Source organism: Streptococcus suis (assembly GCF_016743335.1).
Taxonomy (GTDB): Bacteria; Bacillota; Bacilli; order Lactobacillales; family Streptococcaceae; genus Streptococcus; species Streptococcus suis_Y.
This window is the reverse complement of the sequence record NZ_WCJE01000022.1, coordinates 1-19,008: the sequence shown is the minus strand read 5'-3', so window position 1 is coordinate 19,008 and position 19,008 is coordinate 1. Positions and strand designations below refer to the sequence as shown.

18 protein-coding genes are annotated in these 19,008 nt (G+C 36.2%); all 18 read left to right on the top strand.

Features of this window, described 5'->3' with window-relative positions:
- Window positions 1-24 precede the first annotated feature (24 nt).
- The gene (locus F9856_RS07355; protein ID WP_202106209.1) at window positions 25-1,404 is read left to right on the top strand and encodes a sugar transferase; all 1,380 of its coding nucleotides are present in this window, start codon (window positions 25-27) and stop codon (window positions 1,402-1,404) included.
- Between the two features lie 6 nt (window positions 1,405-1,410).
- Window positions 1,411-1,860 carry a PssD/Cps14F family polysaccharide biosynthesis glycosyltransferase gene (gene pssD / locus F9856_RS07350; protein WP_044767712.1) on the top strand — a complete coding sequence of 150 codons (450 nt, stop codon included), beginning with the start codon at window positions 1,411-1,413 and terminating at the stop codon, window positions 1,858-1,860.
- Complete coding sequence (locus F9856_RS07345; RefSeq protein ID WP_202106208.1) at window positions 1,860-2,342, top strand: glycosyltransferase; 483 nt, start codon at window positions 1,860-1,862, stop codon at window positions 2,340-2,342. The genes pssD and F9856_RS07345 overlap by 1 nt, the downstream gene beginning before the upstream one ends.
- A 148-nt stretch (window positions 2,343-2,490) precedes the next feature.
- Window positions 2,491-3,234 (top strand): glycosyltransferase family 32 protein, encoded by a 744-nt coding sequence (locus tag F9856_RS07340; protein WP_202106207.1) that lies wholly within the window; start codon window positions 2,491-2,493, stop codon window positions 3,232-3,234.
- Window positions 3,227-4,351 carry a hypothetical protein gene (locus F9856_RS07335; protein WP_202106206.1) on the top strand — a complete coding sequence of 375 codons (1,125 nt, stop codon included), beginning with the start codon at window positions 3,227-3,229 and terminating at the stop codon, window positions 4,349-4,351. Before F9856_RS07340 ends, F9856_RS07335 begins: the two co-directional genes overlap by 8 nt.
- Window positions 4,352-4,433: 82 nt before the next feature.
- On the top strand, window positions 4,434-5,327 hold the full coding sequence (locus F9856_RS07330) for a glycosyltransferase family A protein (protein ID WP_202106205.1): 894 nt from the start codon (window positions 4,434-4,436) through the stop codon (window positions 5,325-5,327).
- Between the two features lie 48 nt (window positions 5,328-5,375).
- Window positions 5,376-6,344, top strand: coding sequence for a glycosyltransferase family 2 protein (locus tag F9856_RS07325; protein WP_105129252.1), 969 nt, complete (start codon window positions 5,376-5,378; stop codon window positions 6,342-6,344).
- A 22-nt stretch (window positions 6,345-6,366) separates the two neighbouring features.
- Entirely contained in the window at window positions 6,367-7,356 is a 990-nt protein-coding gene (locus F9856_RS07320; protein ID WP_172034570.1) for a glycosyltransferase family 2 protein, read from the top strand.
- A 157-nt stretch (window positions 7,357-7,513) separates the two neighbouring features.
- Entirely contained in the window at window positions 7,514-8,560 is a 1,047-nt protein-coding gene (locus F9856_RS07315) for an acyltransferase family protein (RefSeq protein WP_202106204.1), read from the top strand.
- A gap of 170 nt (window positions 8,561-8,730) precedes the next feature.
- A complete protein-coding gene (locus tag F9856_RS07310; RefSeq protein ID WP_202106203.1) occupies window positions 8,731-9,684 on the top strand; it encodes a glycosyltransferase family 52 in 954 nt (317 codons plus the stop codon).
- 26 nt (window positions 9,685-9,710) lie between these two features.
- Entirely contained in the window at window positions 9,711-11,117 is a 1,407-nt protein-coding gene (locus F9856_RS07305; RefSeq protein ID WP_202106202.1) for a lipopolysaccharide biosynthesis protein, read from the top strand.
- Between the two features lie 223 nt (window positions 11,118-11,340).
- Complete coding sequence (locus F9856_RS07300; RefSeq protein ID WP_153309371.1) at window positions 11,341-11,511, top strand: hypothetical protein; 171 nt, start codon at window positions 11,341-11,343, stop codon at window positions 11,509-11,511.
- The gene (locus F9856_RS07295; RefSeq protein WP_202106201.1) at window positions 11,508-12,170 is read left to right on the top strand and encodes a hypothetical protein; all 663 of its coding nucleotides are present in this window, start codon (window positions 11,508-11,510) and stop codon (window positions 12,168-12,170) included. Before F9856_RS07300 ends, F9856_RS07295 begins: the two co-directional genes overlap by 4 nt.
- A gap of 161 nt (window positions 12,171-12,331) precedes the next feature.
- On the top strand, window positions 12,332-13,348 hold the full coding sequence (gene neuB / locus F9856_RS07290) for an N-acetylneuraminate synthase (RefSeq protein WP_202106200.1): 1,017 nt from the start codon (window positions 12,332-12,334) through the stop codon (window positions 13,346-13,348).
- 11 nt (window positions 13,349-13,359) lie between these two features.
- Window positions 13,360-14,493, top strand: a complete 1,134-nt coding sequence (gene neuC / locus F9856_RS07285) for a UDP-N-acetylglucosamine 2-epimerase (protein ID WP_202106199.1) — start codon at window positions 13,360-13,362, stop codon at window positions 14,491-14,493.
- A 10-nt stretch (window positions 14,494-14,503) separates the two neighbouring features.
- Window positions 14,504-15,130: an acetyltransferase gene (locus F9856_RS07280; protein ID WP_079397259.1), complete on the top strand. Its 627-nt coding sequence runs from the start codon at window positions 14,504-14,506 to the stop codon at window positions 15,128-15,130.
- An 8-nt stretch (window positions 15,131-15,138) separates the two neighbouring features.
- Window positions 15,139-16,371, top strand: a complete 1,233-nt coding sequence (locus F9856_RS07275; RefSeq protein WP_202106198.1) for a cytidylyltransferase domain-containing protein — start codon at window positions 15,139-15,141, stop codon at window positions 16,369-16,371.
- A gap of 514 nt (window positions 16,372-16,885) precedes the next feature.
- On the top strand, window positions 16,886-19,008 hold a 2,123-nt coding region (locus F9856_RS07270; RefSeq protein ID WP_202106197.1), incomplete at its 3' end, for a DUF1542 domain-containing protein.

Sequence of the window (19,008 nt, the reverse complement as noted above, 5' to 3'; positions counted from 1 at the left end):
CCTCATAGAAATAGTGGAGGAGATATGGGTAATGAAATAGGATATCGCCAAACGAAATTGGCATTGTTTGATATGATAGCAGTTGCAATTTCTGCAATTTTAACAAGTCATATACTAAATGCTGATTTAAATCGTTCTGGAATTTTTATCATAATGATGGTTCATTATTTTGCATTTTTTATATCTCGTATGCCAGTTGAATTTGAGTATAGAGGTAATCTGATAGAGTTTGAAAAAACATTTAACTATAGTATAATATTTGCAATTTTTCTTACGGCAGTTTCATTTATGTTGGAGAATAATTTCGTACTTTCAAGACGTGGTGCCGTGTATTTCACATTAATAAACTTCGTTTTGGTATACCTATTTAACGTAATTATTAAGCAGTTTAAGGATAGCTTCCTATTTTCGACAACCTATCAAAAAAAGACGCTTCTAATTACAACGGCTGAACGATGGGAAAATATGCAAGTTTTATTTGAATCACATAAACAAATTCAAAAAAATCTTGTTGCATTGGTAGTTTTAGGTACAGATATAGATAATATTAATTTATCATTACCGCTGTATTATTCTGTTGAAGAAGCTATAGAGTTTTCAACAAGGGAAGTGGTCGACCACGTCTTTATAAATTTACCAATGGAATTTTTTGACGTAAAGCAATTCGTTTCAGATTTTGAGTTGTTAGGTATTGATGTAAGCGTTGATATTAATTTATTTGGTTTTACTACGTTGAAGAACAAAAAAATCCAACTGCTAGGTGACCATAGCATTGTAACTTTTTCCACAAATTTTTATAAGCCTAGTCATATCATGATGAAACGACTTTTGGACATACTCGGAGCGGTAGTCGGGTTAATTATTTGTGGTATAGTTTCTATTTTGTTAGTTCCAATTATTCGTAGAGATGGAGGACCAGCCATTTTTGCTCAGAAACGAGTTGGACAGAATGGACGCATATTTACATTCTACAAGTTTCGTTCGATGTATGTTGATGCCGAGGAGCGCAAAAAAGACTTGCTCAGCCAAAACCAGATGCAAGGCGGAATGTTCAAAATGGACAACGACCCTAGAATTACTCCAATTGGACATTTCATACGAAAAACAAGTTTAGATGAATTACCACAATTTTATAACGTGCTAATCGGAGATATGAGCTTGGTTGGAACTCGACCACCTACGGTGGATGAATTTGAGCGATATACTCCAATGCAAAAGAGAAGATTGAGTTTTAAACCAGGGATCACAGGTCTCTGGCAGGTTAGTGGTCGTAGTAATATCACAGACTTCGACGACGTAGTTCGGTTGGACTTAGCATACATTGATAATTGGACCATCTGGTCAGATATTAAAATTTTACTAAAGACAGTCAAAGTTGTATTGTTGAGAGAGGGAAGTAAGTAAAACTATATGAAAGTTTGTTTGGTCGGTTCTTCAGGGGGACATTTGACTCACTTGTATTTGTTAAAACCGTTTTGGAAGGAAGAAGAACGTTTTTGGGTAACATTTGATAAAGAGGATGCAAGAAGTCTTTTGAAGAATGAAAAAATGTATCCATGTTATTTTCCAACAAATCGGAATCTCATTAATTTAGTGAAAAATACTTTCTTAGCTTTCAAAATTTTACGTGACGAGAGACCAGATGTTATTATTTCATCCGGTGCGGCCGTTGCTGTTCCTTTCTTTTACATCGGGAAACTATTTGGAGCAAAGACGATTTATATTGAAGTATTTGATCGAGTTGATAAATCTACATTAACTGGAAAACTAGTTTATCCCGTAACAGATATTTTTATTGTTCAGTGGGAAGAAATGAAGAAGGTATATCCTAAAGCTATTAACTTGGGGAGTATTTTTTAATGATATTTGTAACAGTAGGTACACATGAGCAACAATTTAATCGATTGATAAAAGAGATTGATTTATTGAAAAAAAATGGAAGTATAACCGATGAAATATTTATTCAAACGGGTTTTTCAACTTATGAACCTAAATATTGTACATGGAAGAATCTTCTATCATATTCTGAGATGGAAGACTATATGTTGAAAGCTGATATTGTAGTGACACATGGAGGGCCAGCTTCATTTATGGATGCCATGTCTAAAGGAAAAACAACAATAGTAGTTCCAAGACAAAAAAAGTATGGTGAACATGTAAATGATCATCAGTTAGAATTTTGCAAAAAAATAGTAGAAAAAGGTTATGAATTGACAATGGTCCAAGATGTGAGTGACCTAAAAAACTATTTAAATGAATCAAATATTCAACAAGTTAAATTAAATCATAAAAGATTTGTTCAATCATTTATAAAGACAATCGATAAGCTACTGGAAAAGTAATCCGGTTTAAGTAAAGTGTATGTCAGCACATACTCTCGGGAGTCTGTTGTTAAAGGTCATTGCTATTCGTTAAAATATTATTTATGTATAAAGAGATAATTTTACAAAAAATAATTAGAAAGAGTACATATTTTGTAATGGTGCCAAAATGATTCCGAAAGTAATTCATTATTGCTGGTTCGGTGGAAATCCTCTACCTGAAAGCGTGAAAAAATGTATTGAAAGCTGGAAAAAATATTGTCCTGAATATGAAATTATTGAGTGGAATGAGAGCAACTATGATGTTGCAAAAAACGACTACTTAAGGAAGATGTACTCCCAAAGGAAGTATGCTTTTGTTTCGGATTTTGCCCGATTGGATATCATTTATCACAATGGTGGTATCTACTTGGATACAGATGTTGAATTGATAAAAAATTTAGATTCTCTACTATTTCAAGAATGTTATATGGGATGTGAATTACCAGGAGAGGTTAACACGGGTCTAGGATTTGGAGCCCAGAAAGGTCATGAGTTTCTATTAGAAAATTTATCGGCATATCTGAATGGGGAAGCTGATGGTAAAACATGTGTTGAAGTAACGACTGAACTTCTAAAGAAAAGAGGATTGAATGCCAATCAAGAAATTCAAGTAATCGAAAGTGTAAAAGTATATCCTTCTGAATATTTTTGTCCATTAAATATGGGGACGAATAAATTACTGATTACAGATGCCACTTATTCTATTCATCATTATGACTCATCATGGTATGGAAGTGGTGTCAGGGCGACTATTAAAAAAAGGTTAATACCGTTTAAAGTGATGCTAAAAAGAAAAGTGAATAATATATTTGGAGATGGAGTATATGAACAAATGAAATCAACAGCAAAAAAATTATTTAAACATGCCTGATAATAATAGTAAAATTATGTTAAATGTATCTAAAAAAAATTTCCTTTATCTACTTTCGTTGTTTTTAATAACATTTGCTAAAGGGCTAGGATTGGATTCTAGTAGTGATATTTACAAAGCGGTTTTCTATTTGACAACATTATTTATTCTTTGGAATGTTCTTAAAGAAAGATGGACCAAGGACGAGTATAAAAAACTGTTTATTATATCTGTATTGTTGGTCTTGAATTTTCTATTTGGAAAAGATATTACATCAATTTTTTCCTTGGTGTATTTGATCGGGACTAAATATGTTGATATAAAATCAATTCTAAAAACTCTTTTTTGGGCACGATTTATTAGTTTTGTGTCCTTGATCACTGCTAATGCATTTGGTCTTGTGGAAAGTAGAGTAATTCTTTTTTATCGAAATGAACAGTTTGTAGTAAGAAGTGACTTGGGATTTGGTCATCCAAACCTTGCACAATCTAGTTTTGCATTACTTGTTCTGTTGTTTTGTTATCTATATCGGAAAAAAATTAATATTGTTACATGTTCTATATTAGCTTTATGCAACTATTTTCTGTATCAACAAACATTATCAAGGACTAGTTTTTATCTGGTTAATTTAATCTTGTTACTATTCTTTTTTGAGAAGTTTTTCCCAAACATAATCCAGAAAATGATAAAGTATACTAAGTATATTCAGCCAATTTTATTGGTGTTAACAGTTGTTTTGGTTAAGTTGCTTTACTTACCATTTGTTCAAAGACTAGATATCCTTTTCACAGGACGTTTAGCCTATTCGGCCATTGCGTTAAATTATGGTGTTAGTCTTTTTGGTCATCCTTTTTCAGCAGTTAGTGCATTATTTGATAATAGTTATTCCATGATCCTCTATAATTCTGGACTTATTTTAACCATTCTTTTTATGTATGCCTATTATAAGACATCTGAAAGCTACATTCAAAAAAAGGATAACGCTACATTAATCTTATTTATCGCTATATCCTTATTATTATTTTTTGAAAGTTACTACGTTAACACTTTGTTTAATCTGCTATTTTTCTTTATATTCAAAGAGTTGGTCTGGAAAACACGACCATCAAAAATAAAAATAAGATTTAGATTTGTTTAGTAAAGTCTGTTACTGTTTGTACTGAAGTTCGACAAAGGAATCCTAAAATTCCACGCAATATTATGTAGGAGATGCGATTGTAGTGCTATATATTTTTACCCCAACTTATAACAGAAAACATCATTTGCAACAGTTATATGTTTCTCTATTACAGCAAACCAATAAAAATTTTATCTGGTTGATAGTTGACGATGGATCTAGTGATCAAACGAATGAATTGGTGAAAGAATGGCAAAACGCTAACCAAATACAAATTATTTACGAATATCAAATAAATCAAGGAAAACACGCAGCTTATAATAAGGCTTTAGAAATTATGGGTTATAATGGTTTTCACGTTTGTGTAGACAGTGATGATATTCTTTCAAATGAAGCAGTAGATATGATACTCCAAGATTGTGTGCGTGTTTCAAAACTTGAAGAATTTATTGGAGTTGTTTATCCTAAAATAGAGAGAAAGTCTCAGTTGGAAACAAAGTGGCTACCAGCAGAAGTCAATAGTGTGATGATTCCAGATATTAAGCTGAAGTTTGGTCTAAACATTGAAACCTGTATTGTGATTAAGAATGAAATTGCAAGTCAATATAGATTTCCTATATTTGAATCAGAAACATTTTTAAGCGAAGAGTTGTTCTACATTTTCTTAAGCAACTACGGATCGTTTATTCCACATAATAGAGCAGTTTATTATTTTGATTACTTGGAAGGTGGCTTAACAAACAACATCTTTTCAATCTGGGTACGGAATCCTAAAGGAACTCTCTATTTTCTAGGGAAAAGAAAGCAGTATATTCTTGACACTTTTCATGGTTTTGAAAAGTATCGTGAGTTATGCAAGGTTAAATTAAATATAAACGCCTTTCGTTTTGCCTTAAATGACAGAAGTTGGATGAAAGGTTATGGTATTGTAGATTATGTGATGCTACCGGTTACTTTAATTATAAAGTACAAAAGATTTTGTCCCAAAAGCAATTAAATGAACTATGCGGATGCATGTTTTTATAAAAATCAGAAGAGAAAATAGATGACAGTAATGAATACGACTCAAAAACTTGTATCGGTTATTGTACCTGTGTACAATGCAGAATCTTTTCTTGAAAAATGTGTAGAAAGCCTTTTATCACAAACATATGAAAATATAGAAATAATTCTCGTGAATGACGGCAGTAGTGATTTATCAGAGAAAATCTGTTTAAAATATGTAAACAAAGATAATCGAGTAAGGTATATTTATAAAGAAAATGGAGGGGCCTCTACAGCTCGTAATAAAGGGATTTCAGTTGCAGAGGGAATGTTCGTCATGTTTTGTGATGCAGATGATGCGTATTTTCCAGATGCGGTAGAGACACTGTGTCTTGCTCAAGAAAAATATTCGGCAGATATGGTAATCGGTGGTATCACAAATCTTGATGTAAAGGACTCTGCCTCCCTCTCTAACAAAATAAAAGAAATAGATATAGAATCTGCTTTGGAAGAAATGTACTACGGAGAAATAATAGGAGTATCGGCATATGCGAAGCTATATAGGAAAGAGACATTGCTAAAACACCCTTATAAAAAGGGGGTAATTCATGAAGATACATTTGCATCCTACAAGCATATATTTGAAGCTAGAGATAATTTAGTTGTTGTGGATACAAATATTTATTTTGTAAATCAAGAAAACGAAAGTATCAGTCGTTCAACATTTCATCCAAGAGATTTGGTGTATAGGGATGCTATGTATGAGAATTTAGCATTTTTAAAGAAAGAAAATTTTGTTACAAATAAGAAGATTCTATCCGCTTGGTCATTCATGTATATCATACCGATGCTAAGGATTATTGATAAGATGATTAAGGTCGACTATAGATTTGACTATTCGTCTTATAAAACGGATTTTATAAAGTATTTCAGACTATTTTTCTTCTCTAGACGAGTTTCTATCAAACATAAATTAAAGTATTTACTATTTCTAATCAATTTTAATCTATATAAGAAGTTATTTGGTTAGTTTTCTAAAAGGAGTAAGTGGTTTGAATGATTTAATAAGCGTTATTGTTCCTATTTACAATGTTGAACAGTATTTAGAAAAATGTATAGAGAGTATACGTCAGCAAAGTTATCAGCATATCGAAATTCTTCTGATAAATGACGGAAGTACAGATAATTCTGAGCAAATTTGTTTAGATTATGTAAACAAAGACAATCGAATACAGTATTTTAAAAAAGAGAACGGCGGACTATCTGATGCCCGTAATTATGGTATTGAACGTTCAAGCGGAGAATATTTATCATTTGTTGATTCAGATGATTACATTGCGGAAAATTTTATTGAAAAATTGTACGAGTCAATAAAAGAACAGAAATCAGACATTTCCATATGCAATGTAGTTAAAGTACATGAAAATGGTGAAATTGAGCAGGAGCCTGATTGGGAGTTTCCTGTTGTGAATACGTCGCGTAATATTTATAGAAGCCATCTATTAGATTATGATTATAGATTGGTTATTTCTTGCAATAAGTTATATAAAAGACATCTGTTTGATACTATACGATTTGAAGTTGGTAGAATCCATGAAGATGAGTTTATAGCATTTCTGTTGTATGATAAAGCAGAAAAAATAAGTTTTTTACAAAAAGATGGTCTATATTTTTATTTACAACGCTTTGGTAGTATAACTAAAACTTCCAAACCAGTATCAAAACAATTTGACTCTTTAATTGATTTTCCGCAGAAGAGGATTGAGTTTTACCAAAAAAAGAATGATGATGAATTGCTAGATTTATCTCTCGCATCGTATTGTCAATTTCTCATTCACTTAGTTTCATGGGATATATTCGGAAAAAAAGAGCGACAAGTGTTACAAGAATTGTTTAGAGAATATTATAAACAATTAAAAATTAGAAAAGTAGATTCTCAGCTTAGTTTTACAAAAAAAGTTGCTTTTTTTCTCGCAGACTATAACATTTTGTTAGTAAATCTTATAAAAAATGTATTTTCTAAGAAAGTTCTTCCACGATAGCTATCACGTTGCTTAATTGTGTTAGAGACACTGAGCCAGATGTGAACAGGTTATCGTCAACTGCAGAGGAATTGTTTGAAAAGGCAACACTTTATAAATTTTGTACAGAAAAGTGTTGCCTTTTCACAACTTACTATCATTTAAAAAAGAGGATTGTATGTCAGTAAAAAACTTTACAAGTGTAAATAAATCCAACTCGAATCGCATAGCACTCTTTGATACGATTAAATGTATCATGGTACTTTGTGTTATTTTTACACATCTGGATTGGTCTGTTGAGCAGCGTCAATGGTTTATCTTCCCGTATTTCGTTGACATGGCTGTTCCAATTTTTCTGTTGCTTTCTGCCTATTTTCGAGCGAATAAGTGGGATACAAAACAAGAGACGCTAAGGCTCAAGTTCAGCAGTAGTATAAAAGAAAGTATAAACCTGCTTTATCTCTATGCTATCGTGATGGCTGTTAATATTTTATTGAGCTATGCGAATCATCTAATAGCAGTAAAGCCTTTTTCAGGTTTTTCATCGCTCCGTTCATTTGTCATGTGGCTACTTTCTGGAGAATCAGGTCCAGGCAGTTACTATGTTCCGTTGTTGATTCAGGTAGTTTTTTTATTACCAATTTTGTATGTTCTTTTCGAGAAAAATAAATGGTTGGGCTTGCTTACTTGTTTTTTAGTAAACGTTTCAGTGGATGCATTATTTGCTACTAGGGCTGAACACTATATGTATATATTTGTATATAGGCTAATATCACTTCGTTATCTTTTTGTTCTAGGGCTTGGTATTTTTCTTTCAAAACAGGATGTCCGTTCCAAGGTAGATACTTTTATTGCGACCCTATTTGGGATTATTGGAGCTATTCTGATTTTTGTGAATCATTCTATAGAGCCCTTCTCCTGGTTTTATGGTTGGAAGTCTACTTCCTTCCTATGCGTCCCATTTGCGTATGCTCTGCTATTTTTTATGATAAAGTATGGACGAACGATTCCAGCAACACTGTTGTCAAAGTTGGGAGTTGCATCGTACCACATATATTTGACGCAGATGCTGTATTTTTCAGCAGTCGCACCATTTTTAGCAGTGCAATTTAAGGTATCTTCGTTGAATTTGTGGAACGGCTTGTTTGCCTTTCTAATTTGTCTGTTTGGTGGCTATATTTTCTACAAAATGGATCTGTTTATGAGATTACGTGGAAAACGATAATGACTCATTTCAGATTAGCAGATACCATTTCGTTTATTAGCCTATTCGCATGTTATTATTCCGACAAAGAAATACAAATAGGTTGACGAGTGAGGAATGGTCGCTTTTCTAAACACCAGTATTCCCCTTTATTTTCAAAGATATATTTATTAACTGAATAAGGAGAAAATTTGAGACGAATTTATATTTGCCATACGATGTATCAGATCCTGATTTCCTTGTTAAAGATGGACGTTGAGAGAGATAGTTTGATGTCCGTTGATATCATCGGACATTTTCCAGATGTAAGGGAGCAACTGCGGCAGCATGTTCATCTAATCGAGGAGACGGAGCGTTCATTTGGTCTATATTCTTTGATAGCCAAATCAAAAACCAAAAAACGCCTTTCCTTACTACAGAGCTATGACGAGGTGATCATTTTTCAAGATCATCGGCAAGTCGGTCATTTTTTAAATAAACATCGGATTCCCTATTCTCTTTTGGAGGATGGTTATAATTTCTTCAAAGATAAAAGAGTGTGTGATTTGAAGTCGATTCAATCGTCTGTCTGGAGAAGATTCTTTTATCAATGGTATTTTAAACCAACATATTTGATTGGTTCAAGTCCCTATTGTCAATCCATTGAGGTCAACGACCTGTCGCTCGTACAATTTGACGAGGCTTATAACCCCTTTGTAGAAGTTCCGAGAAAGCAATTATTTGATCAAGCATCGCCAGAGAAGGTGCAAGCACTGCTGCAGATATTTGGAGTAAGGGCAATAGTAGCGGATGGAGAGTCATCTCAAAAAAGATTACTTTTATTGACCCAGCCCTTGTATTGGGATCATCATGTGACCGAAGAGAAGTTGTTGGAGATTTATGTAGCAGGTCTTGCCCCTTATCGGGAAGACTATAGCATCTATATAAAACCGCACCCACGAGATGGGGTTGATTATTCATTTCTGGGTGAGGATGTGGTGATTCTGCCACAGGGCATTCCGTTTGAGTTGTTCGAAATGGCTGGTAGTATCCGTTTTGATATCGGTATGACCTATAGTTCGTCTGCTTTGGATTTTTTAAATTGTTTTGATGAGAAAGTGTATTTAAAGGACACTTTTCCTCTTCTTTCAAAAAATGAAATCTAATGCGAGAGGATAGAATAGGAGGATTCATGTCTAAAAAATCAATAGTTGTCTCAGGCCTCGTCTATACGATTGGAACCATCCTCGTTCAGGGATTAGCCTTCATTACCCTCCCCATCTATACTCGTGTCATTTCTCAGGAAGTATATGGGCAGTTTAGCTTGTATAATTCGTGGGTTGGGCTAGTTGGTCTCTTTATTGGTCTACAGTTAGGTGGGGCTTTAGGTCCGGGATGGGTACACTTCCGCGAGAAATTTGATGACTTCGTATCCACCTTGCTGGTCTCTTCAATCGCTTTCTTTTTACCAATTTTTGGGCTATCGTTTCTCCTCAGCCAGCCCCTATCGCTCCTATTTGGTTTGCCTGATTGGGTCGTTCCGCTTATCTTTTTGCAAAGTTTTATGAGTGTTGTGCAAGGATTTTTAACGACCTATTTAGTGCAGCGGCAGCAGTCCATGTGGACTTTACTCATATCGGTACTGAGCGCTGTTATTAACACTGCTTTATCTTTATTTCTCATCTTTTCGATGGAGAATGATTTCATCGCTCGTGTAATGGCAAACTCGGCAACGACAGGTGTATTTGCTTGTGTGTCCTTGTTGTTTTTCTATAAGAAGATTGGGTTTCATTTTCGAAAGGACTATCTTCGGTATGGGTTAAGTATATCGATTCCTCTTATTTTTCATGGGTTAGGGCATAACGTACTCAACCAATTTGACAGAATCATGCTTGGCAAGATGCTAAGACTATCAGATGTAGCCCTATATAGTTTTGGCTACACACTTGCTTCCATCTTACAAATTGTGTTTACGAGCTTGAATACGGTGTGGTGTCCGTGGTATTTTGAGAAAAAGAGAGGTGCAGATAAAGATTTGCTCAGCTATGTCCGTTACTATCTGGCGATTGGCCTGTTTGCGACTTTTGGATTTCTAACAATTTACCCTGAATTAGCGATGATGTTAGGTGGATCTGAGTATCGTTCCAGTATGGGATTTATTCCCATGATTATTGTCGGGGTGTTCTTTGTATTTCTTTATAGTTTTCCAGCCAATATCCAATTTTATAGTGGAAATACAAAGTTTTTGCCAATCGGTACACTTATTGCAGGTGTACTGAATATTTCAGTCAACTTTGTTTTGATACCGACGATAGGAATTTATGGTGCTGCTTTGGCAACGACTGCTTCTTATCTGCTGTTGCTAGTCTTGCATTATTTTGTTGCTAAGAAAAAATATGCTTACGATGAAGTTGCGATTTTAACATTTGTTAAGGTAATTGCTCTTGTTGTCGTCTATACAGGCTTGATGACAGTATTTGTCGGTTCAATCTGGATTCGCTGGTCACTAGGAATAGCGGTTCTAGTCGTTTATGCTTATGTTTTTAGAAAAGAACTAACAGTTGTTTTCAATACATTCAGGGAAAAACAGTTTAAATGAAATAGAAATCATTGATTTTTCTTTCAAACTAAAGCTAGATTTAGCTGGAATATGTAAGGACAATGTCTGGATTATCAAAAATCTTGCATTTTATCAAGCGAGATGATAAAATGCGGTAAACATGCGCAAACCCCAAAAATAAGTGTTGCTTCACAAATTATTATGCCATATCATACTAAATTATGGTATAATTAAACTACAAAAAAAGAAGGGAATGTTTCTTATGGCGACAATGAGTATTACACGTCAGATGACAATTTCAAAAGAAGATGTAAAAAAAATACAAGCTTCTAATCCCACTCCACTCTTACAGGAAGTATACGCCTCTGTTGACGCTAAACGTCATAAGGTAAATCTCCCTAAAAACTGGGTAGAAAAGTATATCAAATCATGAAATTGACAGCTATTTCCTTATCAGAATTCTACCAGTCTATTGAAGAGCATGTTAAGAATCAAGCTGTAGAAGCAACAAGCCCTAAGACTATTCGAAAGAAAGCTAGGGCTATTTTTTCGGATGTCGTATCTCAAATGATTTCATTCGGCAAAAATCTTGATATGCAGGACTATCTGAAAGATACGGCGCTGTCAATGGAATTAAGTCATCGTTCAAAAAATTTTATTGTTGTTGATGAAGATAACTTTTACGTTACAGGAGAGTGGCTGGGACTCATTACACTCTCTTTGAAGGTTGTTGATATATCGGATATTGATGAACAGTCAAAGAAAAAAATGGTAATGGCAGGTAAAAGTATCCATAATATTCAACACATTCCTGGAATATTAATAGCACAGCTCGGAAAAAATATGTTATTGAATAATTCGGTGCAGGGAAGTGATTTATTAAAATTAGCATTAGAAATGATTGTATCTGTTCAAAACACTATTGGAGGGAAAATGGTATTCCTTGATAGTGTAAATCACCCCAAAATTATCTCCCTTTATGAGTCATTTGGCTTTGTAAAGTATGGGGAACTTATTCAAGATAAACATCGCATAGGAGTAGTTTATCAGCCAATGGCACTGGATTTAACGAAAAGAGATATGATTGATTAGTTATGGGGACCTCTACAAACTAATTTTCTAAAATTTAAAATGTTGATTTAACAAGGCTTTTGTAACTCCAAATTCGCAGTTTTGGGAGTTTATAGAGGTGCCCTTATTTATATTGTTGTTTTACGGAAACGGTTTATATTTATTTTTAGAAAGGAAATAAAATGGTTTATATTATTGCAGAAATTGGTTGTAACCATAATGGCGATGTCAATCTAGCACGGAAAATGGTTGATGTTGCCGTTGATTGTGGTGTAGATGCCGTTAAATTTCAGACATTTAAGGCAGATTTGTTAATTTCAAAATACGCACCGAAGGCTGAGTATCAAAAAATTACAACTGGAGAGTCAGATTCTCAGCTAGAAATGACTCGTCGTTTAGAATTGAGCTTCGAAGAGTATCTTGATTTGCGTGATTACTGTCTTGAAAAGGGAGTTGATGTGTTTTCGACACCTTTTGATGAGGAATCATTGGACTTCCTGATTAGCACAGATATGCCAGTTTACAAGATACCATCAGGTGAGATTACCAATCTTCCCTATTTGGAAAAAATTGGCCGTCAAGCTAAGAAAGTTATCCTTTCTACTGGTATGGCTGTTATGGAAGAGATTCATCAAGCGGTGAAGATTTTGCAGGAAAATGGAACGACCGATATTTCGATTTTGCATTGTACAACTGAGTATCCAACCCCTTACCCTGCTTTGAATTTGAATGTCTTGCATACCTTGAAAAAAGAATTTCCAACCTTAACCATTGGTTATTCAGACCATAGTGTTGGTTCAGAAGTACCTATCGCTGCTGCGGCAATGGGAGCTGAATTGATTGAAAAACATTTTACGCTGGACAATGAAATGGAAGGGCCAGATCACAAGGCCAGTGCAACTCCTGATATCTTAGCAGCCTTGGTAAAAGGTGTGCGGATAGTGGAACAATCTCTTGGTAAATTTGAAAAAGAGCCAGAAGAAGTTGAAGTACGAAATAAAATTGTAGCAAGAAAATCCATTGTTGCCAAAAAGCCGATTGCTAAAGGCGAAGTCTTTACAGAAGAAAACATCACTGTCAAACGACCAGGAAATGGAATTTCACCAATGGAATGGTACAATGTCTTGGGGCAGGTGAGTGAGCAGGATTTTGAGGAAGACCAAAATATTTGCCACAGTGCTTTTGAAAATCAAATGTAAGCGGAGTAAGGATGAAGAAAATTTGTTTTGTGACAGGATCTCGTGCCGAATATGGGATTATGCGTCGCTTGTTGAGCTATCTACAGGATGATCCAGAAATGGAGTTGGATCTTGTAGTGACAGCCATGCATTTAGAAGAAAAATATGGTATGACGGTCAAAGACATCGAAGCGGACAAGCGTAGGATTGTCAAGCGGATTCCCTTGCATTTGACCGATACGTCTAAGCAGACAGTCGCCAAATCTTTAGCGACCTTGACAGAGCAACTCACGGATCTTTTTGAAGAAGTCCAGTATGACTTGGTCTTGATTCTGGGGGATCGCTATGAGATGCTACCAGTTGCCAATGTTGCTTTGCTTTACAATATTCCGATCTGCCATATCCATGGTGGTGAAAAAACCATGGGAAATTTTGATGAGTCGATTCGCCATGCCATTACCAAGATGAGTCACCTTCATCTGACATCAACGGATGAATTTAGAAATCGTGTCATTCAACTGGGAGAAAATCCCCACCATGTACTGAATATCGGAGCTATGGGTGTTGAAAATGTCTTGAAACAAGACTTTCTGACAAGGGAAGAATTGGCGATGGAACTTGGAATTGATTTGGCAGAGGATTACTATGTTGTACTCTTTCATCCGGTTACCTTGGAGGACAACACAGCTGAAGAACAAACGCAAGCCTTGTTAGATGCACTGAAAGAAGATGGTAGACAATGTTTGATAATTGGATCCAATTCAGACACACATGCTGATAAGATAATGGAATTGATGCATGAATTTGTAAAACAAGACTCTGATTCTCACATCTTTACTTCGCTTCCAACTCGTTATTACCATTCCTTAGTCAAGCATTCACAAGGTTTGATCGGGAATTCTTCGTCTGGCTTGATTGAAGTACCTTCTTTACAGGTTCCGACCTTAAATATTGGTAATCGCCAATTGGGACGCTTGTCAGGACCAAGTGTGGTACATGTTGGAACATCTAAGGATGAGATTGTTGGTGGTTTGGAGCGTTTACGTGATGTGATAGATTTTACCAATCCATTTGAACAACCTGATTCTGCTTTACAAGGTTATCGAGCTATCAAGGAATTTTTAGCTGTACAGGCCTCAACCATGAAAGAGTTTCACGATAGATAAGGGGGATTTGATGAAAAAAGTAGCGTTTCTAGGAGCGGGTACCTTTTCAGATGGTGTCCTTCCTTGGTTGGATAGAAGTCGATATGAGCTAATTGGCTATTTTGATGATAAACCGATCAGTGACTATCGTGGCTATCCTGTATTTGGTCCCTTGCAAGATGTCCTAACCTATTTGGATGATGGAAAAGTAGATGCTGTTTTCGTCACTATAGGTGACAATGTCAAGCGCAAGGAAATCTTTGACTTGATTGCCAAAGATCATTATGATGCTTTGTTCAACATCATTAGCGAGAAAGCCAATATTTTTTCCCCAGATAGTATCAAGGGACGAGGGATTTTCTTAGGGTTTTCAAGCTTCGTTGGAGCTGATTCCTATGTCTATGATAATTGCATCATTAATACGGGTGCCATTGTGGAACATCATACCACTGTGGAGGCCCATTGTAACATTACTCCAGGCGTGACCATAAATGGCTTGTGCCGTATCGGAGAAGGGACTTATATTGGAAGTGGTTCAACAGTGATTCAATGTATCGAGATTGCCCCCTATACAACATTGGGGGCAGGGACAGTTGTTTTGAAATCGTTGACGGAGTCAGGGACCTATGTTGGTGTACCTGCTAGAAAGATTAAATAGGTGGATTGATGGAACCGATTTGTCTGATTCCTGCTCGGTCAGGATCAAAAGGATTGCCAAATAAAAATATGTTGTTTTTAGATGGTGTACCAATGATTTTCCATACTATTCGTGCTGCGATTGAGTCTGGATGTTTTAAGAAAGAAAATATATATGTCAGTACTGATTCAGAGGTTTACAAGGAAATTTGTGAATCAACTGGGGTTCAAGTCCTCATGCGTCCAGCTGACTTGGCGACAGATTTTACAACCTCTTTTCAACTGAACGAACATTTTTTACAAGATTTTCCGGATGACCAAGTGTTTGTTCTCCTACAAGTCACTTCCCCATTAAGAACGGGAAAACATGTCAAGGAGGCGATGGACTTGTATGGGAAAGGTCAAGCTGACCACGTTGTTAGCTTTACCAAAGTCGATAAGTCTCCAACCTTGTTTTCAACTTTAGACGAAAACGGATTTGCTAAGGATATTGCGGGATTAGGTGGTAGTTATCGTCGTCAAGATGAGAAAATGCTCTACTATCCAAATGGAGCGATATATATTTCTTCTAAGCAGGCTTATTTAGCGGATAAAACTTATTTTTCTGAAAAAACAGCGGCCTATGTGATGACCAAGAAAGATTCGATTGATGTAGATGATCACTTTGATTTTACAGGTGTTATTGGTCGAATTTACTTTGATTACCAGCGTCGTGAGCAACAAAACAAACCTTTTTATCAACGAGAGTTAAAGCGTTTATGTGAGCACCGAGTCCATGATAGTCTTGTGATTGGAGATAGTCGTCTGTTAGCCTTGTCACTGGATGGTTTCGATAATATCAGCATCGGTGGGATGACGGCTGCGACTGCACTTGAAAACCAAGGTCTCTTTTTGGCTACTCCGATAAAGAAAGCCTTGCTTTCTCTCGGTGTGAATGATTTGATTACTGACTATCCCTTGCATGTGATTGAGGATACTATTCGCCAGTTGATGGAAGCTCTTGTTTCCAAAGCAGAGCAGGTGTTTGTGACGACGATTGCCTACACGCTGTTTCGTGATAGCGTTTCAAATGAAGAAATTGTGCAGTTGAATAACTTTATCGTTCAGTCAGCAAGTGAACTAGGTATCTCAGTGATTGATCTAAATGAAGTAGTTGAAAAAGAGGGGATGCTTGACTATCAGTATACCAATGATGGATTGCATTTCAATCAGATTGGACAAGAGCGTGTGAACCAGCTGATTTTGACAAGTTTGACAAGATAATTTGGTGATAGAAGCTATTTCAGTGGCTAGGCTATGTTGGTATGTGTTTTAGAGCCAAGGAATGACATCTGTAAAGGATGCTAGACTTGAGAATTGACAACCATTTAGTTACACAATGATATATATACCCAGAAAGAATGATAAATATGTAGTTCGTATGACGAAGTATCATCATTCTTTTTTTGTTTTAATATATTAGTATATTTCTTCGTAATGGTATGAATATCATTGCAATCAGAGAGAGTTAAGTGTTTGTTTTTCATTATTAGCTACCAACTTGTCCCATAGTAAGTTCTACCTTATTTTTTTGTCTCAGTCTAATTTCCACTTTTGGTGTTAGACTAGAACCTACTTTGAGAATTTAGGGTACAAAGAATGCACTAAAATACTTGAAAATCGGGGGGGGGGTGAGGTATAATTAACTCAGAGTCTTGGTGACTTGAAACTAGGGAAAACTGATTTTTTGAACGCTTCATTTTTTCTCTGGTAATATTTATTCAAAAGGAGTGACGATATGAATCGTTCGAAAAAGAAATCATTTGATTGGTATGGAATGCGTCAGCGTTTCTCTATCCGTAAATATCATATTGGTGCTGCAAGTGTTCTGTTAGGTACGACCTTGGTTCTTGGTACAGGAACGATTGTAGGCGCTGAAACAGGAGTCAATGGGGATGGAGCTTCAAACGGGCAAATTGTACCTGTAAATAATGATGGGATATCCGATGGCACGCAGCCACAAGGGGATAATCAAGGGAACAATAGCTCAGGAGTTCAGACTGGTAATACAACAAATTCAACTGCGAATGTCCAGCCTGCAAATGATACAGGTTCAGCAAGTGGCCAACCAGTAGGATCCGCACGTTCAGCAGATACTGGAACACAAGGAGATGGTTCGACTAACCAACCTGTAGATGAATCGGTTATCAAATTTCCGACTCAAGATAATCAAACACCACCTGCTGGTTACCAGAGCGTACTTTTTCACTCTTCATATGTGAAATTGGATTTTGAAGGAAAGCCTGGTGAAATTGAAATAACTAGAAATGGAAAACCAATACAAGTTGTTGCTTTTTGGGTTAAGACTGGAACTACATGGGGAACATTAAAGAAGGACCCGCAATTTAGAATTCCTAAATATACAGTAGACGACGGCGATTTTATTTTAGGTTATGATAGAAGTGTTGGACAAGTAATACGGCCAACGGATTTCGATTCTCTCGATGACACTCCTATTGTAGACACATGGGAGTTCAGTCCCACTGTGGATTACATTGTTGGCGATGTTTCAGACGGAAAAACATTTGAAGCATACATGAACTCGGGGTCATATGCTCCATACCAAATTCTTCAATTCCACGGAATTACATTGAATGCTAACGGTGGCACAGTAGACGGCAAAGCGAAAAAAGCTTTTTATGTGGCTTATAAGCATGTACAATGGGGTGACGAGCTAGTAACTAAAAAAATCGTTGTTCCATCCAGAGATGGTTATACTTTTGTTCGTTGGCAAACAGCTACAGGAGAAGGAATACCTACTTCGGGACAAATTGAAACGATTGAATTTACTGCTGTATGGTTAAAACATCCAACAGAAGCGGTAAAAGTTTTTAACCCAGAACAACTGAGTGAGACTGATAAAACAAAAGTTGCAGACCTGATTCGTAGTGTCAATCCTGACTTACAGAATAGCATTCAAGAAATAACTGTAGCGAATAATGGTGATGCTACGGTTAGATTTACAACGGGTGAAGAGCGGACTATTTCAGGAGCGAGTTTGGTATCGGACAACTCTGCAGAACAACGCGCTAAAGCTAAGGAATCTATCTCCGATGCAGTATTGCAAAAACAGGATGATATTGCAAAAAGTCAGCTAACGGCAAAAGAGCAACAAGATAAGTTAGATAAATTGAGAGAACTTCAAGAATCTATAGAAGAGCAGATTGATGGAGCGACCTCTGAAGATGCTCTTGATAAGATCGTTGAAGATGGTAAGAATAGCATTGAAAACTTTGATTTAACGAGTGCTACTAAGAAAACAGCTGCTAAGCAAGACTTGGAAACAGCCTACAATGCTAAGAAAGATGAGATTGCTAAGTCAGCCTTGACTGCAGAAGAAAAAGCAGTGAAACAGGCAGAGCTAGATCAAGCCAAATCAACAGCAGACAGCGCAATTGATGCGGCAACAGATGATGCAGGCGTAGCGCGAGCACTAACAGATGGTCAATCCACAATTTCTGGTATCGACACAAGCACAAGTGCTAAGAAGGCTCAAGCTAAGCAAGACTTGGAAACAGCCTACAATGCTAAGAAAGAAGAGATTGCTAACTCAGCCTTGACTGCAGAAGAAAAAGCAGCGAAACAGGCAGAACTAGACCAAGTCAAATCCGCAGCCGACAGCGCAATTGATGCGGCAACTGATGATGCTGGCGTAGTGCAAGCACTAACAGACGGCAAATCAGCCATTGCTGGAATCGACACAAGCACAAGTGCTAAGAAGGAACAAGCTAAGGAAGACTTGGAAACAGCCTACAATGCTAAGAAAGATGAGATTGCTAAGTCAGCCTTGACCGCAGAAGAAAAAGCAGTGAAACAGGCAGAATTGGATAAAGCTAAAGAAGATGCTGAAAATGCTATTGT